Annotated in this window: 22 protein-coding genes and 1 pseudogene; 11 read left to right on the top strand and 12 right to left on the bottom strand. The window is 72.7% G+C overall.

Annotation, left to right across the window (positions count from 1 at the left end):
- Positions 1-54: 54 nt before the first annotated feature.
- The gene (locus WDV06_RS12200) at positions 55-1,746 is read right to left on the bottom strand and encodes a lytic transglycosylase domain-containing protein (protein WP_395509703.1); all 1,692 of its coding nucleotides are present in this window, start codon (positions 1,744-1,746) and stop codon (positions 55-57) included.
- Between the two features lie 470 nt (positions 1,747-2,216).
- Here WDV06_RS12200 and WDV06_RS12195 point away from each other — a divergent pair, with 470 nt between their 5' ends.
- From WDV06_RS12195 to WDV06_RS12185, 3 genes are all read left to right on the top strand, one after another.
- Positions 2,217-2,873, top strand: a complete 657-nt coding sequence (locus tag WDV06_RS12195; protein WP_395509702.1) for a hypothetical protein — start codon at positions 2,217-2,219, stop codon at positions 2,871-2,873.
- Between the two features lie 94 nt (positions 2,874-2,967).
- Positions 2,968-3,750: an SDR family oxidoreductase gene (locus WDV06_RS12190; RefSeq protein WP_395509701.1), complete on the top strand. Its 783-nt coding sequence runs from the start codon at positions 2,968-2,970 to the stop codon at positions 3,748-3,750.
- Between the two features lie 40 nt (positions 3,751-3,790).
- Positions 3,791-6,382: a bifunctional FO biosynthesis protein CofGH gene (locus WDV06_RS12185; protein ID WP_395509700.1), complete on the top strand. Its 2,592-nt coding sequence runs from the start codon at positions 3,791-3,793 to the stop codon at positions 6,380-6,382.
- Positions 6,383-6,401: 19 nt separating this feature from the next.
- Here the strand turns inward: WDV06_RS12185 and WDV06_RS12180 are convergent, their stop codons facing one another.
- Positions 6,402-7,478: a tyrosine-protein phosphatase gene (locus tag WDV06_RS12180; protein ID WP_395509699.1), complete on the bottom strand. Its 1,077-nt coding sequence runs from the start codon at positions 7,476-7,478 to the stop codon at positions 6,402-6,404.
- Between the two features lie 222 nt (positions 7,479-7,700).
- On the opposite strand from WDV06_RS12180, the gene WDV06_RS12175 reads away from it, so the two are divergent.
- The 3 genes from WDV06_RS12175 to WDV06_RS12165 all read left to right on the top strand — a co-directional run bounded on the left by WDV06_RS12175 (position 7,701) and on the right by WDV06_RS12165 (position 10,527).
- Entirely contained in the window at positions 7,701-8,906 is a 1,206-nt protein-coding gene (locus WDV06_RS12175) for an ADP-ribosylglycohydrolase family protein (RefSeq protein ID WP_395509698.1), read from the top strand.
- Positions 8,907-8,982: 76 nt separating this feature from the next.
- A complete protein-coding gene (locus WDV06_RS12170; protein ID WP_395509697.1) occupies positions 8,983-9,843 on the top strand; it encodes a TIGR03619 family F420-dependent LLM class oxidoreductase in 861 nt (286 codons plus the stop codon).
- 192 nt (positions 9,844-10,035) lie between these two features.
- The gene (locus tag WDV06_RS12165) at positions 10,036-10,527 is read left to right on the top strand and encodes a hypothetical protein (protein WP_395509696.1); all 492 of its coding nucleotides are present in this window, start codon (positions 10,036-10,038) and stop codon (positions 10,525-10,527) included.
- Between the two features lie 198 nt (positions 10,528-10,725).
- Here WDV06_RS12165 and WDV06_RS12160 read toward each other — a convergent pair whose 3' ends face one another.
- Positions 10,726-12,321, bottom strand: a complete 1,596-nt coding sequence (locus tag WDV06_RS12160; RefSeq protein ID WP_395509695.1) for a helix-turn-helix domain-containing protein — start codon at positions 12,319-12,321, stop codon at positions 10,726-10,728.
- 103 nt (positions 12,322-12,424) lie between these two features.
- On the opposite strand from WDV06_RS12160, the gene WDV06_RS12155 reads away from it, so the two are divergent.
- Positions 12,425-12,670, top strand: a complete 246-nt coding sequence (locus WDV06_RS12155; RefSeq protein WP_395509694.1) for a hypothetical protein — start codon at positions 12,425-12,427, stop codon at positions 12,668-12,670.
- Here the strand turns inward: WDV06_RS12155 and WDV06_RS12150 are convergent.
- The gene (locus tag WDV06_RS12150) at positions 12,642-13,112 is read right to left on the bottom strand and encodes an ATP-binding protein (RefSeq protein WP_395509693.1); all 471 of its coding nucleotides are present in this window, start codon (positions 13,110-13,112) and stop codon (positions 12,642-12,644) included. The genes WDV06_RS12155 and WDV06_RS12150 overlap by 29 nt on opposite strands.
- 128 nt (positions 13,113-13,240) lie before the next feature.
- Here WDV06_RS12150 and WDV06_RS12145 point away from each other — a divergent pair, with 128 nt between their 5' ends.
- Together WDV06_RS12145 and WDV06_RS12140 are read left to right on the top strand one after the other, a co-directional pair.
- The gene (locus tag WDV06_RS12145) at positions 13,241-14,080 is read left to right on the top strand and encodes a helix-turn-helix domain-containing protein (protein WP_395509692.1); all 840 of its coding nucleotides are present in this window, start codon (positions 13,241-13,243) and stop codon (positions 14,078-14,080) included.
- Positions 14,077-14,319 carry a DUF397 domain-containing protein gene (locus WDV06_RS12140; RefSeq protein ID WP_395509691.1) on the top strand — a complete coding sequence of 81 codons (243 nt, stop codon included), beginning with the start codon at positions 14,077-14,079 and terminating at the stop codon, positions 14,317-14,319. The genes WDV06_RS12145 and WDV06_RS12140 overlap by 4 nt, the downstream gene beginning before the upstream one ends.
- On the opposite strand, the gene WDV06_RS12135 is transcribed toward WDV06_RS12140, so the two are convergent.
- Complete coding sequence (locus WDV06_RS12135) at positions 14,316-14,654, bottom strand: hypothetical protein (RefSeq protein ID WP_395509690.1); 339 nt, start codon at positions 14,652-14,654, stop codon at positions 14,316-14,318. The genes WDV06_RS12140 and WDV06_RS12135 overlap by 4 nt on opposite strands.
- Before the next feature lie 569 nt (positions 14,655-15,223).
- The gene (locus tag WDV06_RS12130; RefSeq protein WP_395509689.1) at positions 15,224-15,892 is read right to left on the bottom strand and encodes a DUF4097 family beta strand repeat-containing protein; all 669 of its coding nucleotides are present in this window, start codon (positions 15,890-15,892) and stop codon (positions 15,224-15,226) included.
- 243 nt (positions 15,893-16,135) lie between these two features.
- On the opposite strand from WDV06_RS12130, the pseudogene WDV06_RS12125 reads away from it, so the two are divergent.
- Both WDV06_RS12125 and WDV06_RS12120 read left to right on the top strand, forming a co-directional pair.
- Positions 16,136-16,501 (top strand): annotated as a pseudogene (locus tag WDV06_RS12125) (VOC family protein); the annotation flags it as partial.
- An 828-nt stretch (positions 16,502-17,329) separates the two neighbouring features.
- Positions 17,330-17,728, top strand: a complete 399-nt coding sequence (locus WDV06_RS12120; protein ID WP_395509688.1) for a VOC family protein — start codon at positions 17,330-17,332, stop codon at positions 17,726-17,728.
- A 24-nt stretch (positions 17,729-17,752) separates the two neighbouring features.
- Here WDV06_RS12120 and WDV06_RS12115 read toward each other — a convergent pair whose 3' ends face one another.
- The 6 genes from WDV06_RS12115 to WDV06_RS12090 form a co-directional block, all read right to left on the bottom strand.
- Positions 17,753-18,106: a hypothetical protein gene (locus WDV06_RS12115; protein WP_395509687.1), complete on the bottom strand. Its 354-nt coding sequence runs from the start codon at positions 18,104-18,106 to the stop codon at positions 17,753-17,755.
- The gene (locus tag WDV06_RS12110; protein WP_395509686.1) at positions 18,103-18,564 is read right to left on the bottom strand and encodes a prevent-host-death family protein; all 462 of its coding nucleotides are present in this window, start codon (positions 18,562-18,564) and stop codon (positions 18,103-18,105) included. The genes WDV06_RS12115 and WDV06_RS12110 overlap by 4 nt, the downstream gene beginning before the upstream one ends.
- A 48-nt stretch (positions 18,565-18,612) precedes the next feature.
- On the bottom strand, positions 18,613-18,906 hold the full coding sequence (locus tag WDV06_RS12105; RefSeq protein WP_395509685.1) for a hypothetical protein: 294 nt from the start codon (positions 18,904-18,906) through the stop codon (positions 18,613-18,615).
- A 61-nt stretch (positions 18,907-18,967) separates the two neighbouring features.
- Positions 18,968-20,539 (bottom strand): APC family permease, encoded by a 1,572-nt coding sequence (locus tag WDV06_RS12100; protein ID WP_395509684.1) that lies wholly within the window; start codon positions 20,537-20,539, stop codon positions 18,968-18,970.
- A 244-nt stretch (positions 20,540-20,783) separates the two neighbouring features.
- Positions 20,784-22,256: an aldehyde dehydrogenase family protein gene (locus WDV06_RS12095; protein WP_395509683.1), complete on the bottom strand. Its 1,473-nt coding sequence runs from the start codon at positions 22,254-22,256 to the stop codon at positions 20,784-20,786.
- Positions 22,253-23,995, bottom strand: a complete 1,743-nt coding sequence (locus tag WDV06_RS12090; RefSeq protein ID WP_395509682.1) for an N-acyl-D-amino-acid deacylase family protein — start codon at positions 23,993-23,995, stop codon at positions 22,253-22,255. The genes WDV06_RS12095 and WDV06_RS12090 overlap by 4 nt, the downstream gene beginning before the upstream one ends.
- Positions 23,996-24,046 lie beyond the last annotated feature (51 nt).

Genomic DNA, 24,046 nt, shown 5'->3' with positions numbered 1-24,046 from the left:
ACCGGCCGTGCCGTCGTGTGCGTGCGTACGGGTCTAGCGGCCCCGCGGCCACGGTCAGGCCTTCGGCGCCGCCTTGGGGGCGGTGACCGTGACGTCCAGGACCAGCTCCGCGCCGTCCGCCGTGGTCAGCCGCAGGTGGTACGTGCCCGCGGGCGCGTCCGTGGTCAGCAGCTCCGGCAGGACCGTCTTGCCGTCGTCCCCGGTCTTGGCCGGCTGGACGGTGAACAGCTTCTGGCCGTCCGCCGCGCCCTTGAAGAACGGGCCCTTCGCGGTCTTCGGGTCCACCGGCACCCAGGCGCCGGGCGTGCCGGTGACCAGCTGGGCGGTGACCTGCACCCCGGCCTCCGGCTTGTCGCCGCGGGCGGCCAGGATCTCCAGGCCCTTGACGGAGGCGCCCGCCACGACCTCGACCGCGCCGGAGCCGCCCGTACGGGTCAGCACCAGCGGCTTCGCGGTGACCTTGCCGTCCAGGGCCACGGTGAACTGGCTCTTGGCGTCGTAGGCCGTGGCCCGCAGGGTGAAGGTGCCGGCCTTCGGGCCCGCCTTGAGGCGCGGGGCCGTGGCGATGCCCTGGGCGTCCGTACGGACGACCACGCTCGACTCGTCACCGAAGACGAAGCCCGTGCCGCCGGTGGTGTCCTGCTCGACGGCGACCACCACCGCCTGGCCGACGGCCGGCTTGCCGTCGCTGAGCACCGCCTTGAACCGGACGCCGTCCGCGAAGGTGCTGCCGGCCTCGGCGGCCGGCGTGCCGTCGCCGACCCGCTCCAGCTTGGCCAGCGCCGCGGGGGCCGGGGTCGGCTTCGACGGGTCCGGCGTCGGGGTGGGCTTCGACGGGTCGGGGGTCGGCTTCGGGGTGGGCTTCGGGTCCGGCCCGGGCGTCGGCTTCGACGCCGGCGGGTTGGGGGTGGGGACGTGCGGCGGGGTGGGCACGTGCGGCGCGGGCGGGGTCGGGTAGTTGCCGACGGGCGGGTTCGGGATGCCGGCCGTGCCGTCCTGCTGGTACTGGCGCATGTAGCCGAGGACGCTGTTCACGTACTCGCGCGACTGGTTGTAGCTGAGGATCGCCTTGTCGAGGTCGGCCGGGTTGGAGAGGTCCTTGCCGCCGGCGCAGAGGTAGAGGCCGGCGCCCAGCGCCGCGTCGTAGATGTTGTTCGCGTCGCGCTTGCCGTCCCCGTTGCCGTCGGCCTTCCAGGTGGCCCAGGTGGAGGGGATGAACTGCAGGGGGCCGAAGGCGCGGTCGTACTCGGTGTCGCCGTCGAACTCGCCCTTGTCGGTGTCGAGGATCTTCGCGAAGCCGTTGCCGTCGAGGCGCGGGCCGCGGATCGGCTTCTCGGTGGTGCCGTCGTCCTTGAGCCCGTAGCCGGAGGCGTGCACGGACTCGATGCGGCCTATGCCCGCGATCAGCTGCCAGGGCAGCTTGCACTTGGGGAGCGCGGCGCCGACGGCGAGCTCGGCGCGCTTGTAGGCGTCCAGGGCGGTCGCGGGGATGCCGGCGGCGCCTTCGGCGGCCGTACCCCCGCCCGCGGCGGGCGGGACGACGGGGTCGGCGAGCTGGCCCGGCAGGTCGAGGCGGGCGTCGCCGCGCTCGGCGGCCTGCGGGCTGTCCGGGGTGGGTTCGGCCTCGCCCGCGCCGGCGACCGGGGTGTTGGTCACGACGGCCGCGGTGGTGAGGCTGGCGGCGAGGGCGGCCGTGCACAACACCTTGCGCGAGGTGTTGACTACATGACGGTGAAGCGGCTTCACGGTGCGGCGATCCCCCCAAGGCGGCCGGCGAAGTCAGGTGCACGGCCGGTCGGGCCGTGATTCTTCTGTCTATCAGGTATTCGGATACGACTCGCCGTCACCCCCGCAGATATGGCACACCATTCGTCTCGGCTTCACCCCTCTGTGGCCCAGGTCGTCCAGCCCGCCTCCTGCGGGACTCCGGCCCCGCCCGACGGGGACCTCCACCCCTGTCCGGAACACCCCGAAAGACCGTCCCGGCACGTTTCGTTGGAATTCAGTCCGTTTCCCTGACGGCCGGGCGCGTTCCGACGGGAGCACGCCAACTGCTGGTACTTTCAGGCCAGACGAGAGCACTGGTGTACGACACCTCCCCCTTCCGTGAAGGCATCCGGACGGAGGAGCGGGCCGTGGTCCAGGCCGTTCACCGCCCTGCCTCCGCCCCTCGGCCACCGCTCTCCCGCCCGCGCCGCCGACCCCGAAGGCCTGTCATGACCACCCCGCCGCCGCAGCAGCCCCTGCCCCACTCCGGGGCTCCGGTCCCGCCGAACCCGTACGCGGGCACCGCGGCCCAGCAGCCGAATCCGTACGCCCAGCCGCCGGCGGGCCAGTACCCCGTCGGCTACCCGACCAATCCCGGCGCCGGATACCCCGCGCAGCCCCCCACCGGGTTCCCCACCCAGCAGGGCGGCCCGGGCGCCGCACCGTACGACCCCGCGTACGCGCCCCCGTACGCCCACGCGCCCGCGCCGGGCTGCCGCAACTGCGGGGCCCCGGAGGCGGCGAACTTCGCGGTCCGCGCCCATGTCGGCGTGCTGGTCATGATGCGGTTCCACACCCTGAACGGCCCCTTCTGCCGCCAGTGCGGCCGGGCGCTGGTCCGGGTCATGACGACGAAGACCCTGTGCCAGGGCTGGTGGAGCCCCTTCTCGCTGGTGATCTTCACGCCGTTCACGCTGATCTGGAACCTGATCGCCGCGATGAAGTTCGGCAAGCTCCCGCACCCCACCCCCGCACCCGGCCGCCAGCCGCTGGAGGAGGGCCCGCCGGTGCACGCCCGGCCGCTCGCCTACGTGGCGATCGTCCCGCTGCTGTGGTTCACCTGGGTCGCCGTGAACATCTACCTGGACGCCTCGGGGCGCCGCTAGGGCCTGTCGGGCCCCCGCGCCCCTTCCCCCCTCGGCCGCGGCCGCCTACTCTGACGCGCCGTCAGATACCGTACGAGTGACACGGGAGCGCGCCATGCTGCTGCGAGGGAAGACCGTCGTCGTCTCCGGTGTGGGGGCCGGGCTCGGCCACCAGGTGGCCGCCGCCGTGGTCCGCGACGGCGGGAACGCCGTCCTCGGCGCGCGGACCGAGGCCAACCTGGCCAAGTCCGCCGCCGAGATCGACCCCGACGGCGCCCACACCGCGTACCTGCCCACCGACATCACCGACGAGAGGCAGTGCGAGGCCCTCGCCGCGCTCGCCGCCGAACGCTTCGGCGGTATCGACGCCGTCGTGCACGTCGCCGCCTGGGACTCCTACTTCGGCGGCCTGGAGGACGCCGACTTCGGGACCTGGCAGCAGATCCTCGACGTCAACCTCCTCGGCACCCTGCGCATGACCCGCGCCTGCCTGCCCGCCCTCAAGGCCGGCGGCGGCTCCGTCGTCCTCATCGGCACCCAGTCCGCCGTGGCCGCGCCCAACGAGGTCCGCCAGGCCGCCTACGCCGCCTCGAAGGGCGCCCTGACCTCCGCCATGTACTCCCTGGCCCGTGAGCTGGGCCCGCACCGGATCCGCGTCAACACCGTGCTGCCCGGCTGGATGTGGGGCCCGCCCGTCCAGGCCTTCGTGACCTTCACCGCACACACCGAGAACGTCCCCGAGGCCGAGGTCCACGCCCGCCTCACCGACCGGATGGCCCTGCCCGACCTCGCCACCGACGGGGACGTCGCGGACGCCGCCGTCTTCCTCGCCTCCGACCGGGCACGGGCGATAACCGGCCAGTCCCTGCTGGTCAACGCCGGTGAGCTGATGCGATGACGCCCTCCAACGACGCCCGGGTGAATCGTATGCTCCCCGTATGACCACTCCGAGTGACGCTCCGACCGACAACGCGATGCGCCGCGCGCTCCGACGGGCCCGGGACGGCGTCGCGCTCGACGCGACCGAGGCGGCCGTGCTGCTCCAGGCGCGCGGCGAGGCCCTGGAGGACCTCGCCGCCTCCGCCGCCCGGGTCCGCGACGCGGGCCTGGCGGCCGCCGGCCGCGCGGGCGTGATCACGTACTCGAAGAGCGTGTTCATCCCCCTCACCCGGCTGTGCCGCGACAAGTGCCACTACTGCACCTTCGCCACGGTCCCCGGCAAGCTGCGCCGGGCCGGGCACGGGATGTTCATGTCGCCGGACGAGGTCCTCGACATCGCCCGCCGGGGCGCCGCCCTCGGCTGCAAGGAAGCCCTGATCACCCTCGGGGACAAGCCCGAGGACCGCTGGCCCGACGCCCGCGAGTGGCTGGAGGCGGAGGGCTACGACGACACGATCTCCTACGTGCGCGCCATCTCCGTGCGGATCCTGGAGGAGACCGGGCTGCTGCCCCACCTCAACCCGGGCGTGATGTCCTGGGCGGACTTCCAGCGCCTCAAGCCGGTCGCCCCGTCCATGGGGATGATGCTGGAGACCACCGCCACCCGGCTGTGGTCCGAGCCCGGCGGCCCGCACCACGGCTCCCCCGACAAGGAGCCCGCCGTCCGGCTGCGCGTCCTGGAGGACGCCGGCCGTTCCTCGGTGCCCTTCACCTCAGGGCTGCTCATCGGCATCGGCGAGACGTACGAGGAGCGCGCCGAGTCGCTGTTCGCGCTGCGCCGGATCGCCCGCTCCTACCACGGCATCCAGGAGCTGATCATCCAGAACTTCCGCGCCAAGCCGGACACGGCGATGCGCGGCATGCCGGATGCCGAACTGGACGACCTGGTCGCCACGATCGCCGTCGCCCGGCACATCATGGGTCCCTCCGCCTGCCTCCAGGCCCCGCCCAACCTGGTCGACGGCGAGTACGCCCGCCTGATCGGCGCCGGCATCGACGACTGGGGCGGGGTCTCCCCCCTCACCCCGGACCACGTCAACCCCGAACGCCCCTGGCCCCAGATCGACCTCCTCGCCGAGCAGTCGGCGGCGGCCGGGTTCGAGCTGCGCGAACGGCTTTGCGTGTACCCGGAGTTCGTGCGCCGCGGCGAGCCCTGGCTGGACCCCCGGCTGCTGCCCCACGTACGGGCGCTGGCCGACCCGGAGACCGGCCTGGCCCGCCCGGACGCCACCGTCGAGGGGCACCCCTGGCAGGAACCCGAGGAGGCCTTCACCTCCAGCGGGCGCACCGACCTGCACGCCGCGATCGACACCGAGGGCCGCACCGGCGACCGCCGCGAGGACTTCGACGAGGTCTACGGCGACTGGGAGGCCCTGCGCGAGGCGGCCGCCCCCGGCATGGTCCCCGAGCGGATCGACACCGACGTACGGGCCGCGCTGGCGCGGGCCGCCGACGACCCGGAGCGGCTCACCGACGAGCAGGCCCTGGCCCTGCTGCACGCGGACGGCCCGGCGCTGGACGCCCTGTGCCGGATCGCGGACGACCTGCGCCGGTCGGTGGTGGGCGAGGACGTCACGTACATCGTCACGCGGAACATCAACTTCACCAACGTCTGCTACACCGGCTGCCGGTTCTGCGCCTTCGCGCAGCGTCGCACCGACGCCGACGCGTACACCCTCTCCCTGGAGCAGGTCGCCGACCGGGCCGCGCAGGCCTGGGAGGTGGGCGCCGTCGAGGTGTGCATGCAGGGCGGCATCCACCCGGACCTGCCGGGGACGGCGTACTTCGACATCGCGCGGGCGGTGAAGCAGCGGGTGCCGGGCATGCACGTGCACGCCTTCTCCCCGATGGAGGTCGTCAACGGCGCCACCCGCACCGGGATGTCCGTACGGGACTGGCTGACGGCCGCCAAGGAGGCCGGGCTGGACTCGATCCCGGGCACGGCGGCGGAGATCCTCGACGACGAGGTCCGCTGGGTGCTCACCAAGGGCAAGCTGCCGACGGCGGACTGGACCGAGGTCATCACCACCGCGCACGAGCTGGGCATCCGCTCCTCGTCGACGATGATGTACGGGCACGTGGACCAGCCCCGGCACTGGCTCGGCCACTTCCGCACCCTGGCCCGCATCCAGGAGAGCGCCCTCGCCAAGGGGGTGGAGGGGTTCACGGAGTTCGTGACGCTCCCCTTCATCCACACCAACGCGCCCGTCTACCTGGCGGGCATCGCCCGGCCCGGCCCGACGGTCCGCGACAACCGGGCGGTGACGGCGATGGCCCGGCTGCTGCTGCACCCGCACATCCCCAACATCCAGACGAGCTGGGTGAAGCTGGGGACGGAGGGCGCGGCCGAGATGCTCCGCTCCGGGGCCAACGACCTGGGCGGGACGCTGATGGAGGAGACGATCTCGCGGATGGCGGGGTCCTCGTACGGCTCGTACAAGTCCGTCCGGGACCTGGTCGCGGTCGCGGAGGCGGCCGGCCGGCCGGCCCGGGCCCGGACCACCCTGTACGGGGAGGTGCCGCGGGAGCGCCAGGACGCGGCGCGGGCCTCGGACGGGCACCTGCCGGAGCTGCTGCCGGTCCTGGACTGAGCAGCCGGGACGGGAGGGTTCAGCCGACGAGGAGGTCCCGCTTCAGCTCGCGCAGCTCGCGCGCGTCGATGCCGAGGCCGTCCTTGAGGTAGCGGTCGAAGGTGCCGTACCTGGCCTTGACCTCGTCGTAGCCCGCGTTCAGGTACTCGGGGCGGACGTCGAGCAGCGGCTTGTAGACGGCCGCCTGCGGGGCCGGCAGGTGCGAGAGGATCGCGTCGTTGGCGGCCCTGCGGTAGTCGTTGCTGGCCAGGTAGTCGGCCAGCACGGTCTCCTGCGGGACGCCGAGGGCGGTCAGCAGCGTGGCGTCGGCCCAGCCGGTGCGGTCCTTGCCGGCCGTGCAGTGGAAGAGGACGGCGTGGGCGCGGTCGTCGCGGACCCCGTCGAGGACCTGCGCGTAGGCCTTCCTGCCGCCTTCGCCGCCGACCATGCTGCGCTCGGCGCCGATCATGGCCCGGACGGCCTCGTCGGGGGACGTGGGCGGGGTCCGGAAGGCGCCGGAGCCGGCGAAGACGTCGGCGACGACGTAGCGGGCGCCGTCCGGGAGCCGGTCGGCGTCCTTGGTCCGCTCGTCCTGGGAGCGCAGGTCGAAGACGGTCTTCACGCGCAGCCGCCGGAGCGTGGCCCGGTCGTTCTCCGTCAGCTTGTCCAGGGCGTCGGAGCGGTAGACCTCGCCCATCTTGACCCACTGGCCGGTGGTGGTGCGGTAGCCGCCGACGTCGCGGAAGTTGACCGTGCCTTCCAGCGCGATCCGGCGGTCGGCGAGGTGCAGGCCCTGGCCGTGGTCGGCCTTGAAGTCGAACCACTGGCGGTCGGCGGCGGGCAGCCCCCTGACCGTGACCCGGCCCCGGGCGCCGCCCCGGGCGACGACCTTGCCGTCGGCCTTGATCTCGACGTGCCCGGTGCCCTTGGCGTTCCAGGCCAGCGCGTACGAGCCGTCCGCGGCGGCGGTGACGGTGGCCTCGGTGAAGGGGATGGAGGTGCGGTCGTGGTGGCGGCCGGGCCATTCCCAGCCGGAGGCGGAGGCGGCGGGGGCCACGACGAGGGAGGCGGTGAGAACGGAGGCGACGGCGGTCGCGGCGAGGAGGGCCTTCTTCATGGCGTCGAGACTCCGGGCGCCCGGCGAACCGGGCGTGAACAGGACATGGCTGGAACCAGCCGACGCGAAGACGAGTGGCAAAACGTGCCACTGATCATCTCGCCGGCGGGAACCGCTCGCGATCCGGCCGTTCTCCGCTCACTTATGGGCGACCTGACGGACTCCTTCCGAAACCGGTCGAACCGTCCACTACAGTGCGCGCCAGACTCTGGGGGGAACGGCATGGACACAACGACGAGCACGGCCGCGGGCACCGGTACGGCCACAGCGGCGGAGGCGGCCGGGGCAACCGCCCCCACCACCCCGGCCGCCAACCCGGCCACCAACCTGACCACCGCCCTGTGGGGCCGCACCGAACAGCAGGACTTCCGCAGCCGGGTGCGCGGCACCCTCCTCGGCTCCGCGATCGGCGACGCCCTCGGCGCCCCCGTCGCCGGCCTCTCCCTGGAAGGCATCCGCGAGGCCCACGGCCCGGCCGGTCTCACCGAGCCCGCCGCCGCCCACGGCCGCCGCGGCACCGTCACAGCCGCCACCCAGCTCACCCTGTTCACCGTCGACGGCCTGATACGGGCCCACGTGCGCCGGGACACCGGCGGCTGGCACCCCCCGACCGACGTCCACCGCGCCTACCTCCGCTGGGCCGCGACCCAGCACGACTGGGGCCCCGACGAGCGCCGCGCGGACAACGGCTGGCTCGCCCGCGAGGAGTGGCTCTACGCCCGGCGCGACCCCGACCGGGCCTGCCTGACCGGCTTCGCCGACGACACCCTCGGCACCCTGGACCAGCCCAAGAACCCCACCGCCCGCGACGCCGCCGCCACCGTCCGCTCGGCCCCCTTCGGCCTCCTGGTCGGCTGGGAGCCCGGCCTGGTGCTCCAGCTCGCCGTCGAGTGCGCCGCCCAGAGCCACGGCCACCCCACCGCGTACCTGTCCGCCGGGGCCCTCGCCGTCATCGTCCACGGCCTCACGCGCGGCGAACCCCTCGACACCGCCGTCCGCGGCGCCCTCGCCCTCCTCACCGCCCGCCCCGGCCACCAGCCCGTCACCGACGCCCTGCGCAGGGCCCTGGTCACCGAAACCGCCCCCGGCCCCGGCCCCGGCCCCGCCGAGTCCCTCTCCCCCGGCGACGGCCGCTCCGCCGAGGACACCCTCGCCATCGCCGTCCACTGCGCCCTCGTCGCCGAGGACGTCCGGCACGGGCTGCGCCTGGCCGTCAACCACAGCGGCGACTCCACCGCCACCGGCGCCCTGTGCGGGGCCCTGCTCGGCGCCCTCCACGGGGAAACGGCCCTCCCGGCGGCCTGGCTCGCCGAACTGGAGGGACGCGCCACGCTCCTGGAGATGGCCGACGACTTCGCCCTGGAGATGACCCAGGGCCCCACCCTCCACACCACCCCGGCCTGGCTGGCCCGCTACCCGCAGGCCTGACGCCCCGCCCCGATCACCTGCCACCCGCACGCGGAACCCCGTACCTTGGCCCTCCCGACGACTCGGAGGTGCCCCCATGCGGATCGCCACGACCATCTTCCTCACCGACCGCACCGTCTCCCCCACCCGCCTCGCCCACGCCCTCGAAGAGCGCGGCTTCGCCGGCCTCTACCTCCCCGAGCACACCCACATCCCGGTCAGCCGCGCCACCTCCGCCCCCATGGGCGGCGACCTCCCCGACCAGTACGGCCGCACCCTGGACCCCTTCGTCGCCCTCGGTCAGGCCGCAGCCGTCACCCGCCGCCTCCACCTCGGCACCGGCATCACCCTCGTCGCCCAGCACGACCCCATCGGCCTCGCCAAGCAGGCCGCCACCCTCGACCACCTCAGCGGGGGCCGCCTCACCCTCGGCATCGGCTACGGCTGGAACGTCGAGGAGGCCGCCGACCACGGCGTCGACTGGCCCACCCGGCGCGCACGCGTCCGCGAGCACATGGCCCTGATGCGCGCCCTGTGGTCCCCGGAACCCACCGCCTACGAGGGCCCGTACGGCTCCGTCCAGGCCAGCCACGCCCACCCCAAGCCGGCCACGCCCCCGCGCGAACTCCCCGGCGGGAAGCGGCTGCACGGACCGCGCACCCTCATCGGCGGGGCCGCCGGCCCCAAGCTGTTCGCCGCCGTCGCCGACCACGCCGACGGCTGGCTGCCCATCGGGGGCGGCGGCCTCACCGAGAACCTGCCGGTGCTGCGCCGGGTCTGGGAGGACGCCGGACGCGACCCCAAGACCCTCCAGGTGGTCCCGTACGCCGTCCTTCCCCACCCCGGCAAGCTCGCCCACTACGCCGAACTGGGCGTCGAGGAGGTCGTCCTGCAACTCCCCTCAGCCCATGAGGCGGAGGTCCTGCGCACCCTGGACGACTACGCCCAGTACCTCTGAACCACGCCCGGACCACGCCCGGACCACGGCTTCGGGACGGAACCGGGACCGCTTCGGGACACCGCGACCGGAACCGGCCGGGCCCGGCGGGGCGTGTCTGCGGGTGCCTCGGCCCGCCGGTACGGCTGGTACTTTGGCGCGTTCCGTTCCACCGTTCGTTCCAGTCGACTCGCTTTCCTGGGGGACCCTCCCGTGCACAGCACCCTGCGCATCACCGCCTTCGCCGCCGCCGGCCTGGCCGCCGCCCTGACCCTCACCGCCTGCGGCAGCGACTCCTCGAAGGCGGACGCCAAGCCCAGCAAGGCCCCCGCGGCCGCCCTGACGCCGACCGCCGCCCCGACTGCCGCCGCAAGCACGGGCAGTCCGGCTGCGGGCGCGGGCGCGGGCTCCCTGGACGGCGGCTGGATCTCGATGCAGACGCCGGGCAAGAGCGTGGTGCTCACGGTCAAGGGCCAGAAGGCGCTCGTGGTCGAGGCCGCCTCCGGCCTGACCTGCGAGGGCACCGCCTCGGGTGCCACCCTCGACCTGAAGTGCCCGCCCGGTGCGACCCGTTCGAAGGGCAAGGTGGACTCGGTCGACGCCACCACCCTGAAGGTCACCTGGGAGGGCGCCGGCCAGGACACCTTCCAGAAGAGCGACCCGGGCAAGCTCCCGTCGCTCCCGGCCCTGCCGACGAAGAAGTAGCGGCCCGGGGCCCGGGCGGGCCCCGTCCCCCCGCCACGACGAACCGGGCCCGGAGCGCAGCGGCGGCTCCGGGCCCGGTTCGGCGTCACACGCTCCCGCGTGCCGGATCGGAACCTGCGGCTCCGACCCCCCCGTTGACGGCGCCTAGGGGGGCGCCGCTGAGGGGAAAACTAGGGCCCCGCTCGACCTGCCGCCACCTCACGGCTGCACGGTCACGGGGCACGAGGGTGTCACCGGTGCACGGTCCCCCGCCCCTGACCGGCCCGGATGCCACTGGTGCCGGTCCCCCTCCGCGGGCTCCGGCGCCCCCGCGGCCATGAGTGCGAGCACCACCTCGTAGAGCCCGCTCCCGCCCGTGACGAGCTGCCGCCGCAGCAGCCCCTCGGCTCCGCGAAGGTGCTCGCGCACGGTCTGCGGGTGCACGCCCCGGCGCCGGGCGGCGGGCTCCACCCCGCAGTTCTCCCCGACCCAGTCCCGCAGCGTCCTCCCGAGGTCCCGCTCGTCGGCGCCCAGCGGCGCGAGCAGGTCACGGGCCCAGGCCCGCACGGGGGCGGCGGCGAGGAGGCCCCGCAGGGCCGGGGCGGCGCGACCCGGATCCGCCCGCTGCCGGTCCTCGAACCTCAGGGCGAGGTCCAGGGCCGCCCGGTCCCGTACGTCACCCGGATCGACCCCGAACAGGGCGGCCGCCCGGTCCATCCGCGCCCGCACGGTGTTGCGGCTGATCCCCAGCAGCCGGGCCGCGTTCACCGCCGTGAACTCCAGCCCGAGCCGCACGGTGGCCGTCAGCGCGTACCGCTCGTGCGCCGGGACCGCCGCCAGCGGCCGCAGGAACGCCGCCGCCCAGGCGGCGGCAGCCTCCGCGTCCAGTACGTCCGGCAACCCGACCCGGGCGGTGTGACCGGCCGTCCGCCCGGGCATCAACCGCGCGGCGGCGAGGCTCCGGACGGCGTCGTCGTAGCCCGCCGCGACGCGGGAGAGCGGGTGGCGGTCGCTGGCCCCCAGGAACACCCCGTCCCGCCCGGCGACGAACGCGCTCAGGGCGCTCTCCGCACCGCCCCCGACGGGAGCGACGACGATGACGTGCCCGTCGTCCGCGGGACACCGCACGACCAGCGCCCGCCCGGCGAGCAGCGCCTCGCAGGCCGCCGCGACCTCGCCCCGGTCGACCTGCGAGGCCTCCAGTACGAAGACGACCACGCGTTCCGCGTCCAGCAGCCCCGGCCGCAGCCCGGCCATCGTCCGCTGGGCGAGGGCCACTTCCCCGCCCATGAGCAGCTGGAGCACCGACAGCCGCACCCCCGCCCCGGCCTCGGCCAGCCGACGCCGCCGGGCCTCCGCCTCACCGGCGGACAGGAGCAACTCCAGGACGGTGGCGGCGTGGGCGACGAGGCCGGCGTCCGCTTCGCCGAAGGGGGCCGGACGGGTGACGACGAGCACCGGGTGCGGCCGCTCGGCGCCGAGGGCCAGCATCCTCAGATGCCGCCCGGGCTCGGCGACCACGGCGGACCGGGGGCTGCCGGAGGCGACGTCCCGCAGGAGGGCGGCGTCCGGGGACGCGGCCCCGGATCCGTCCCCCGCCCGGCCGTCGGGCCGCCCGGCGGCCTCGATCCGCGCGGAGCCGCCCACGGCACCGCCCAGCCAGCCGGCCACCCGGCGCACCGCCGCCGCATGCCCGCCGGGCCCGACCCGGGCGGCCCTGAGCAGCCCGGCGAGCACCTCGGGCCGCCGGTCCCCGTCACCTCCGTCCCGGTCGACTCCATCCCGGCCGACTCCGTCCCCGGCCAAGCCCGTCACCGCCATTCCGCCCGCCCGCCTTCCCTGTTCACGGCACCGGCGCGCATGCTAATCGCCCGACGTGGGGCCGCCCTGGAGGCGGCGGGGAAGGGGGCGGGGCCGGATGCCGGGTCAGCGCAAGCGCAAGGAGCGGGGGCGCCGGGAGGCCGACGCCCGGCGGGAGCGGGAGGCGTCGGGGCGGTGGGAGCACCGGTTCTCGACGCTGGACGAGGGCGAGCTGCGGACGTACCTGCGTGAGCTGACGCGGTCCGGGGTGAGCGCCGAGGACGTACGGATCGACATGGCGTGCGGCCGCTTGGTCAACCCGACGGGCTACAGCGTCAGCGTCCTGGTGCTGCCGGAGCCCTGAGGGTGGTCAGCTCGGCCCAGACGGTCTTGCCGATGATGCGGTCCACCACCCCCCAGTCGGCGGCGACGGCGTCCACGATGCGCAGGCCGTAGCCCGCCTCCGCCTGGTACGCGTGCGGCTGGACGGCGGGCCGGCGGTCCCGCCGGGGGTCGGACACCTCCAGGCGCAGGACCCCGGCGGAGTGCGGGTCACCGCCGCCCAGCAGGACCATCCTGAGCTCGAAGTCCCGGCCGAGGACGCGGCCGTGGGTGGCGGCGTTGGAGGCCAGCTCGGCGACGAGGAGCCCGGCGTCGTCGGAGAGGGCGGTGCCTTCGGGGACGCCCCAGTCGTGAAGGGAGACCAGCGCGAGCTGCCGGGCGAGGCGGGCGCCGCGGGGGGTGCAGCTGAAACGCTGAGTGAACGTGCGTACGAGGGGCGGGGTGGGGCGGGAGGGTGCGGTCATGGGTTGAACGTGGCGGGTGGGCTGGGGAGTTCCCAGCGCCTCGACTGCTACTGAAGAAGAGTAGTAGCTGCCCCTCTGGACAGGGGCTGTCACCGACCGTGAGCATGATGACTCGGGAGGTGACCGTGATGACGGCTGGCAAGGGCAGCGGCGGTGACGACCAGACGGAACCCGATCCGGACCTGAAGAACTTCGGTGAGACGGTGAAGGCGTTCCGCAAACGCGCTGACCTCACGCAGGAGCAGTTCGCACCGAAGGTCGGCTACTCGGTGCAGTACGTGGCGTCCGTGGAACAGGGGCGCCGGCATCCGTCCGTGAAGTTCGTGAACAAGGCTGAAGACGTTCTGGATGCCTTCGGCGTCCTTCAGATCGCGGCCAAACAGCTGACTCGTAGGCGCGGGCTGGCGTCCTGGTTCAGGCGGTGGGCAGAACTGGAGGAGGAAGCGATCGCCCTCGACACGTACGAGTCCAGGTCGGTGCCGGGGCTGCTGCAAACAGAGGCTTACGCGCGGGCGCAGATCGAGAACGTGCCGCCCAGGCCCACGGTGGAGGACGCGGAAGACCGCATCACCTTGCGTTTGAACCGGCAGAAGGTGCTGACACGCACCCCCTACACCACGTTCAGTTTCATCATCGAGCAGACGGTGATTGAGCGCCAAACAGGCGGAGCGGAAGTGACACGCGAACTGATCGACCACCTGCTCGGATGCGCCCAGCTTCCCAACATTGACATCCAGCTCATGCCCACGGTCAGCCCGGAACACGCAGGCACAGATGGTCCCTTCCGCCTGCTTGAATCCGCAGAACACCAGTGGTGGGGCTACAGCGAAGGCCAGAAGGCGGGTCAGGTCATCTCCGACCCGAAAGCCGTAAGCGACCTCCAGCAGCAGTATGCGAAGCTTCGCATCCAGGCCCTCAATCCTGCGGACAGCGCGGGCCTGTTGATGCGATTGCGAGGATCCCTGTGAACAGCTCCCAGCTCCGGTGGTTCAAGAGCAGCTACAGCGGCAGCCAGGGCGACAGCTGCGTCGAGGTCGCCCTCTCCTGGCACAAGTCCACGTACAGCAGTAGCCAGGGCGACGACTGCGTCGAGGTCGCCACCTGCACCGACACCGTCCACGTCCGGGACTCCAAGCTCGCCGCCAGCCCTGAGCTGAAGGTCAGCCCCTCCACCTGGACCGCCTTCCTCGGCGGGGTCACCGCCTAGAACGGCGGGATCGGTCCCGGCGCCGCCACGCCCGGGGCCGGACGCCAGAAGCGCCCGTCAGGCAGGGCCTGACGGGCGCCGAGGAAGTAGTCGGCATCGCGCTGGAACCGGACACCCGGCACCGCGCGGCGGACGTGCGCCCAGATGCTCGGCGCCACGCGGTACTCGCCCGCCACCATCCAGGGGTCGTCCCCCAGCACGAAGAGGTGCCGGATCTTCAGGAACTGGTCCCGGGACAGCGAGGCGGACTCGACTATCTCCTCGTCCGCGTCACCGAAGCCGGTCAGATCCCAGACGAGGTTGTAGCCGTCGGCGAATGGATAGTCGCTGCTCACCGCCTCAAGCTAGGCCGCGCCCGCGTGCACCCGCACCTTCTTTTACGGCGGGGCGGGGGCTTCGGGGTGGGCGGTGCACCCTGGGGCGGGGTCGGGGGAGCGTCGGGGGATTCCCGCCAGTCCACTGTCCTTCCGGGCCGGTCCGGCCTGTCAAGGGCGCTCCTTCGTCGCGTCGCTGCGCGATGGCCTTCGGCCACCCTTGACAGACCGGCCCGTCCCGGAATGCCAAAGACTGTCGGGAACCCCCCGAAGGAACGGGCCGGCCAAGCCCATGACCTCTGATGCGGTCCAGGGAAGCGAGCCCCCTTCCGCCCGGCAGACCGGGCATCCGGCCCCGCTGCGACCCCGTCCCCCACGCCGGGCAGCCGGGTCGCCCCAGATCGCTACGCGCTCCTGCCCCTTCAGCGTCCGACCACCGTCCGTGGCTGATACCCCCACCCCATGTCGACCAGGAGGACACAGGGACGCTCCCCGCGCGACAGATCGCTACGCGCTCCTCGAATCTCAGCGGCCGGCGGCCGCCTTGGGCTGGTGTCCGCACCATGGGCCGGACATCAGCCCCTGGGGCGTCAGATGGTGCGGGCGGTGATGTCGCCGTAGGCGGTGGTCGCCTGGATGTTCAGGGGGACGGTGCCTTCGGAGCTCTGGAGGGCGTTGCTGATGCGGCCGTAGCCGGTACCCGCGTCCAGGGAGGCGGCGACGCCACGGGCGGCGCCCACCGTGATGTTGCCGTGCTGGGTCGTCAGGGTGACCACGCCGGCGGTAGCCTCGGCGATGGTGATCTCGCCCTTCTGGGTGCTGACCTCCGCCGGGCCGCCCACGCGGCCGAGGGAGACGTCGCCGGACTGGACGGTGACGCGGACGGCGGCGGTCGCGTCCAGCTTGACCTCGGCCTGTGCGGCTTCGAGGACGAAGTCGCCGAGGCGGCCCTTGCCCCGCACCTCGCCGGCGGCGAGCTTGGCCTCGACGTGCGAGTCGGCGGGGAGCTGGAGGGTCACGTCGACGAAGCCGGAGTTGCCGGTGATCCGGTTCTTGGCGTCGGCGGCCACGACCCGGAGGACGCCGTCGGTGTAGGCGACCTCGATCAGCTCGGCGGCCTTCACGTCGCGGCCCTTGGAGGGGTCTGCGGGGCGGACCTCGACCGTGGCGTCGGTGCGGTCGGAGGCGATGAGCTGGACGCGACCGGCGGGGATGTCCAGGACGGCGGAGACCGGGGTGGCCGTGGCGAACGTCTGCATGGTGCTCTCCTTGATCGGTATCGCGCGCCCCGTTCGGCCCGCTGGTTTCTGACATGAGAAACGCTACGTTGCATTCCAAGATCTGACAACACCGTCGTTGCGAAAAGCGCACGTAACGCCAGTTCAGAACGCTGTAATCGTTGCAACGATCCGAAATTCAACGCAACGAACTCCACCCATTCATTGCAATGGAATGCAAGTAAACGCTATGCCTGTCGACACGAGTGCGGCTAGTGTGCGCCCATGACTTCCCTCATCAGGCACATCACCATCGATTGCCAAGACGCCTACGCGCTGGGCCGGTTCTGGGCCGAGGTCCTCAACGGGGCCTTGCACGCGGACGATTCGCCGGGCGACCCCGAGGCACTGCTCGCGACGGAAGGGGGCACGCTGCTGTTCATCCAGGTGCCCGACACCAAGTCGGTCAAGAACCGGGTGCACTTGGACCTCCAGCCGCAGGACCGCACGCGCGACGAGGAAGTGGAACGTCTCGTCGCGCTCGGCGCCACGCTGGTCGGCGACCACCGCAAGCCCGACGGCGCCGGCTGGGTGACCCTCGCCGACCCCGAGGGCAACGAGTTCTGCGTGGAACGCAGCGCGGCCGAACGGAAGTAGCCAACGCAAAGGCCCCGACCTCCCTGAGGAGGCCGGGGCCTTGATCGAGCGCTGGGCAGGCCTTGCACCTGCATCCCCCCACAGGAAGTGGGGTGCCTTTCCTTGGACCACCAACGCCAGTCCCACCGCCGGTTTCCCGGCTGCGAGCTCGTGATCGACTTTACACGAGATCCAGCCGCGAAACCATCAGCGACGGCCAACAAACGGAATCCGGCGACCCCCTGACGCCCCCACTGCCCCGGGAGGCCGATCGGTGCGTCGTTTTGTTCCGGTATCAACCCAAGGCGGCCGCCGGCCGCTGAGATTCGAGGAGCGCGTAGCGATCTGTCGCGCGGGGAGCATCCCTGTGCCCTCCTGGTCGACATGGGGCGGGGGTATCAGCCACGGACGGTCGTCGGACGCTGTTTGGGCAGGAGCGCGTAGCGATCTGGGGCGACCCGGCTGCCCGGGGGTGGCGGCGGGATCGCAGCGGGGCCGGATGCCCGGTCTGCCGGGCGGAAGGGGTCGGGCTTCCCCGGACCGCGTCGGACATGTGTCCCTTGGCCGGCCCGTTCCTTCGGGGGGTTCCCGACAGTCTTTGGCATTCCGGGACGGGCCGGTCTGTCAAGGGTGGCCGAAGGCCATCGCGCAGCGACGCGACGAAGGAGCGCCCTTGACAGGCCGGACCGGCCCGGAAGGACAGTGGACTGGCGGGAAACCCCCGACGCTCCCCCGACCCCGCCCCAGGGTGCACCGCCCACCCCGAAGCCCCCGCCCCGCCCCACCTGACAGACCGCCCGCTCGTCCGCCCCCGGAGTCGCCGGGCCGCCGTAGCCTCCCCGCATGATCGATGCACACGCCCACGTCCGTGTCGCCCGCCCCTCCCGCGATCTCGCGGCCGCCGAGCGGTTCTACGTCGACGGGCTCGGGCTCGACGTCCTGTGGCGGACCTCGGGGCACGTTCCCGGGGAGCACGACCTCGTCATGGTCGGCCCGACCGGCGGCGGGTGGCACTTCGAGCTCACCCGGGACCCCGAGAACCCCGTCGAACCGACACCCACCGTGGACGATCTGTTCGTCGTCTACCTCGGCCAGGAACCCGACGCGGCCCTCGTCCGCCGGCTGATCGCCTGCGGCGGGCAGCAGGTGCCGTCCAACAACCCGTACTGGGACGAGTACGGCGTCACCATCGCCGACCCCGACGGCTACCGCCTGGCCCTCTGCTCCCGCACCTGGGGCTGAGCGGCCTCCGCCACCCTCCCCGCGTTACTCGGTGTCCTTGGGGTGCCGCGTGCCCGCCGCGACGAGCCAGACCGTGCGCCTGGCCTCGTCCACCAGGTACCGCACCCGCCCACCGGACGTCACTTCGTACTCCCACTGGGGATAGCACGCGCCTCCGAGGGTGCGCACGGCGAGGCGTCCCCGGAGCCGGTGCTGGCGATCCGGGTCCACCTGGGCCTGCGGATCACCGCGCAGGGCCTCGTAGCAACGGCGGGTGTTGCCCGGCGCCTCCGCCGCCAACTCACCCCACCCCTTGGCCGCCTCGTTCGTGGCGAAGCGCAGGCACCACTCTCCGGCGACCGGCGGCGGGGCGACCTCGTCACCTCGCTTGGGCGTCACGGGGCGACGAGCTCTCCATGGTCCTCATCCGGAAGGGGACTGGTGAGGCGTGCTGCCAGCTCGGGGTCGGCGAGGATGCGGGCAGTGGCCCGCCACTCGGTGATCACCCGGTGCAGATTCGCGTGGACGTCGAGTTCGGCGATGTCCTGCGCCGCGTGTGTCAGCTCCTCGACGAATTGGCGCATCTCGTCAGCCGCCAGATGGCGGACCCAGGGGAACACTGAAGGCAGCGCGAGAACTATGGCTCTCGCGCCGCTGTCAGTGGTCATCAGAGCCGCGAACAGGCGGGCGGTGATGTCGGCCGTTTCCTCTCGCTGCTGATCATGGCCGGCCGTGGTCAGATACATGTCCTCGCCGTCGCGGCGTGTCACATGCAGGCGCTTGGCCCTGTCCAGCGTCTCGGCCACGCGCTTCGAGTTCTTTGAAAGCTCGGAGAAGGAGATCGTCGGCGTCAGCACCCACTCAACGTACTTCGGATTACATTCCGAAGTCAATCGGAAGGGGTCTCACTTCACCGTCGGTGCCTGCGGCAGGCCGCCGTCCAGGGCGGTGTCGGCGCCGGCGAGGGAGCCCTGGGTGGACTTGGTCGCACTGTTGGCGGCCGCGCCGGTGACGGCGAGGGCGGTCTTGGTGTCCTGCACCGCCTGGCCCGGGTGGCCGGCGATGTCGACGACCCGCTCGACGACGGGCTGGTTCTCCAGCGTGGGCCCGTCGGCCGCCTGTGCGGCGGCGGGGGTGAGGGCGAGGGCGGCGCCTCCGGTGAGGACCAGGGCGGACAGGGTGCGCTTGATGGCAGTCATGCCCGGCCCAACGACCCCGCCGCACCCCGGGTCACCGCCCACCCCCTCATTGGTGTGACGCTCAGTCCTCGACCACCAGTGACGGCGTCGACTTCGTGAGGACCTCGCCGCGGAAGAAGGCCGGGCTGCGGCGCTGGGTGATCAGCATGATGACCACGCCCAGGGCCAGCAGGCCCACGCCGATGACGAAGACGCTGCCGACGCCGAGGCCCGGGATGGTGGAGCCGGAGCCGTACGACGGGTCCCAGGCGTCGGCCAGCGTCTTGACGAAGACCGCCGCCAGGAGCAGGCCGCCCAGGACGGGGAAGACGCCCTTGAAGAACAGGTCGCGGGCGGAGCGGCGCAGGTCGCCGCGGAAGTACCAGGCGCAGGCGAAGGCCGTCAGGGAGTAGTAGAAGCAGATCATCAGGCCGAGCGCGAAGATCGTGTCGGTGAGGACGTTCTCGCTGACCAGGGTCATGACCGTGTAGAACGCGCCGGTCGCGACGCCCGCCGTGACGGTGGCGCGTCCCGGGGTCTTGAAGCGCGGGTGCACCTCGGCGTAGGAGGCGGGCAGGGCCTCGTACGTGGACATGGCGAGGACGGTGCGGGCGACCGGGATGAAGGTGGTCTGGAGCGAGGCGGCGGCGGAGGCCAGGACGGCCACGAAGAGCAGGATGCCGAGGACCGGGCCCATCACGGGGCCGGCGAGCGCGGCGAAGACGTTGCCGGAGGTCTCCGGGTTGCCGAGGCCCAGGCCCTTGTCGCCGGAGCCGACGGCCAGCTGGGCGGCGACGCCGGTGGCGAGGTAGGAGCCGACGAGGACGACCATCGCGATGAGCGAGGCGCGGCCGGGGGTCTTGGCGGAGCCGATGGTCTCCTCGTTCGCGGTGAGGCAGGTGTCCCAGCCCCAGTACATGAAGATCGAGAGGGAGAGTCCGGCGGTGAAGGCGCCCATGGATTGGACCGCGAAGGGGTTCATCCACTGCCAGGAGAAGTGCACGCCGGTGTCGAAGGCGCCGGCGGAGGCCTTCTGGAAGGCCATGGCCACGAACACCGCGAGGACGACGAGCTGGAGGCCGACGAGGGTGTACTGGACGCCCTTGGTGGCGGTCATGCCGCGGTAGCTGATGGCGGTCGCGGTGGCGATGAGCGCCAGGCAGGTGGCGATGTGGGCGAACTTGTTGTGGTCCAGCGCGGCGATGTCCGGATCGGAGGTGATCTCGCCGGCCAGCAGCCAGAAGTAGGACGTGGCGACGCCGGCCAGGTTGGACAGGACGATGATCGTGGCGATCACCAGGCCCCAGCCGCACATCCAGCCGATCCGCGGGCCGAAGGCCTTGACGGTCCAGGTGAAGGAGGTGCCGCAGTCCGGCATGTCCTTGTTGAGCTCGCGGTAGGCGAAGGCGACGAGCAGCATCGGCAGGAAGCCGGCCAGGAAGACGGCGGGCATCTGGAGGCCGACCTGTCCGGCGGTGGAGCCGAGGGTGGAGGTCAGGCAGTAGACGGGGGCGACGGTGGAGATGCCGATGACGGCGCTGCCCACCAGGCCGACGGAGCCCTTGCCGAGGCCTTTGCCGCGGACCTCGCCGTCGCCCTCGGCCACGCCGCTTACCGTGTCTCCGACCCGAGGCCGCTCGTCCAGCTGTGTCATGTGAAAGGACGGTAGAGGGTGCGATTTCCACATCTGGACTGGTTAAGTCCGGATGAAGTCCAGATGTCCGCGCAATGAATCGCCTTGGAATTTCAATCCGTGAGCAGTTTACGACGCGGGATTGCAAGATCCATTCGCACCCCCGCGCCCGATTCGCAGGCGCCGAACACGGGGTTCCGGAATGCGGAAATCGCAGCTGCGTCCGTAATGTCCGATTAGAAAATTTCCCGAGGCAATTTTGTCCCTACCCCGCCCACACGATCGACTGGACCTCGCTGTACGCGTGCAGCGCGTACGAGCCCACGTCCCGGCCCACCCCCGACCGCTTGAAGCCCCCGAACGGCGCCTCCATGTTCCGGCCGATCGTGTTCACGCCGACCCCGCCGGCCCGCAGCCGCCGCGCCACCCGGAAGGCCCGCGCCGCGTCCCCGGACCACACGTAGCTGATCAGCCCGTAGTCGCTGTCGTTGGCCAGGGCCACCGCCTCGTCCTCGCCCCCCTCGAAGGGGACGACCACGACGACCGGCCCGAAGATCTCCTCCCGCACCACCCGCATGTCGTTGGTGCAGTCGACCAGCAGCGTGGGCGCCACGTAGAAACCGCGCCCCTCCCCCACCACCGGCCGCTGCCCGCCGCACACGATCCGCGCCCCCTCCTTGCGGCCCAGCTCCACGTACGACTCCACCCGGTCCCGGTGCGCCTCCGAGATCACCGGGCCGACCACCGTCCCCTTCACCGCCGGATCCCCGACCTTCATGAACGCCAGGTACCCCGTCAGCTTCTCCACCAGCTGCGCGTACACCGACCGCTGGACGATCACCCGGGTCGGGGCCGTGCAGATCTGCCCGCTGTAGAAGGAGAAGGTGGTGCCGATCCCCATGACGGCCGCGTCCAGGTCGGCGTCCGCGAAGACCACCGCCGCGCCCTTGCCGCCCAGCTCCATCAGCTGCCGCTTCATGGACCGCCCGCAGACCTCCGCGATCCGCTGCCCCACCCCCGTCGAGCCGGTGAAGGACACCATGTCCACGTACGGGGAGTCCACCGCCGCCTCGCCGACCTCCACCGCCTGCCCGGAGACCACGTTCACCACCCCCGGCGGGATCCCGGCCTCCGCCAGCGCCTCCGCCATCCGGAACACCGACAGCGGGTCCTGCGGGGCCGGCTTGACCACCACCGTGTTCCCCATCGCCAGGGCCGGCGCCACCTTGCCCGCCGGGTTCGCCCAGGGGTTGTTGTACGAGGTGATGCAGGTGACCACCCCCACCGGCTGGCGCACCTCCAGCGCCCCCAGCACCGAGGCCGCCCCCATCGGCCCGGCCTCGGTGACCTGCGGCGGCAGCCCCCGCTCAACCGGCTCCAGCGCGCCCTTCGCGTACCGCCGGAACCGCGCCACCCCCACCCCGACCTGCATCCCGCGGGCGATCCCCGTGGGGGCGCCGGTCTCCGCCCGGGCGAGCTCCGCCCACGGCTCGAACTCCCGCTGGATGACGTCCGCGGCCCGGTCCAGGATCGCCGCCCGCTCCTCGGGCCGCGTACGGGACCACGGTCCGAACGCCTCCGCCGCCGCCCGGGCCGCCTCCTCGGCCTGCGCCCGCGAGGCCTCCGGGGCCAGCCCGACCACGGACTCGTCCGCCGGGTTCACCACCTCGTAGTAACCGCCGTCGGGCTCGACCCACTCCCCGCCGACGTACAACCGCTGCGCCTGCCGACCGCTCAACGGGTGCTCACCGTCCTCGTGTCCCGGCCCGACCGGAGCACGATCCCCGGGATCGCGCCGGTCACCTCGTCGTCGCGGACGGTCTCGACCCCGTTGACCCGTACCGACACGATCCCGATCGCCCGGGAGTCCAGGCGCGGACTGTCCCCCGGCAGGTCGTGGACCAGCGTGGCCGGGCCCGCCTCGATGCGTTCCGGGTCGAAGAGGACCAGGTCCGCGTGCCAGCCTTCGGCGATCCGGCCGCGCTCGCGCAGCCCGAACAGCCGGGCCGGGTCGTCCGTCAGCATCCGCACCGCCTGCTCCAGCGGCACCAGCCTGCGGCCGCGCAGGCAGTCGCCGAGGAACCGGGTCGTGTAGGGGGCCCCGCACATCCGGTCCAGGTGCGCGCCCGCGTCGGAGCCGCCGAGCATGACGTCCTCGTGCTGCCAGGTCTCGGCGCGCAGGGCCCAGGTCTGCGGGTCGTTGTCGGTGGGCATCGGCCACAGGACGGTGCGCAGGTCGTCGTGGGCGCAGATCTCGACCAGGCACTGGAAGGCGTCCTGCCCGCGTTCGGCCGCGATGTCGCCGACGACGCGCCCGCTGAGCCCCTCGTTCTCCTTGCTGTAGGTGTCCCCGATGACGTACCGGCCGAAGTTCGCCAGGCGCCGGAAGACCCCGGCCTCCTTGCTGTCGGCACGGCGCAGCATCCCGGCCCGTACGGCGGGATCGCGGAGCCTGGCGATGCGCTCGGGGACGGGAAGGGCGAGGACCTCGCCCCAGCCGGGGATGAGGTTGAGGGCGCAGAAGGTGCCGAGGGACATGTTCATGGGCGTGAGGATCGGCATGGTCAGCGCCACGATCCGGCCCCCCGCCTTGCGGGCGCGCTCACTGGGGACCAGCTGGCGCGGGACCCGTTCGGGGACGGCGGCGTCGATGGTGAGGACGTTCCAGTTGAGGGGCCGGCCGGCGGCCGCGCTCATGTCGACGAAGAGGTCGATCTCCTCGTCGGAGAACTGGTCGAGGCAGCCGGCGACGATGGCTTCGAGCTGGGTGCCCTCGTGCTCGCCGACGGCCCGGGCGAGCGCGAGCAGCTCGGCGGGCTTCGCGTGCCGGGAGGCGACGGGGGCGCCGTCGCCGTCGGAGTGGGTGGAGGACTGGGTGGTCGACAGCCCCCAGGCGCCGGCGTCCATGGCGTCGTGGAGGAGGGCGAGCATCGCGTCCAGCTGGGCGGGGGTGGGGTCGGCGGCGCCGGTGGCGTCCTCCCCCATCACGTGGCGGCGCAGGGCGCAGTGGCCGACCATGAAGCCGGCGTTGACGGCGATCCGCCCTTCGAGGGCGTCGAGGTACTCCCCGAAGCCGGACCAGGACCAGTCGACGCCCTCTTCGAGGGCGGCGAGGGCCATGCCCTCGACCCTGCTCATCATCCGGCGGGTGTAGTCGGCGTCCTCGGGGCGGTCGGGGTTGAGGGGCGCCAGGGTGAACCCGCAGTTGCCGCCGGCGACGGTGGTGACGCCGTGGTTCATGGAGGGGGTGGCGTACGGGTCCCAGAAGAGCTGGGCGTCGTAGTGGGTGTGGGGGTCGATGAACCCCGGTGTGAGGACCAGGCCGGTGGCGTCCTCGCTGGTGCGGGCCTCCTCGTCGACGGTGCCGGGGGGCGCGACGACGGCGATGCGGCCGTCGCGCAGGCCGACGTCCGCGACGCGGGCGGGGGCGCCGGTGCCGTCGACGACGGTCGCTCCGCGGATGAGGTGGTCGAGCATGGGGGCTCCCTTCCCGTGGGGTACGGCTTGCGGTGCGGTGGCGTGCCGGGT

The sequence above is a fragment of the Streptomyces racemochromogenes genome, assembly GCF_044129415.1.
GTDB classification, from domain to species: domain Bacteria; phylum Actinomycetota; class Actinomycetes; order Streptomycetales; family Streptomycetaceae; genus Streptomyces; species Streptomyces racemochromogenes_A.
This window is presented reverse-complemented; position numbering and strand designations above follow the sequence as displayed.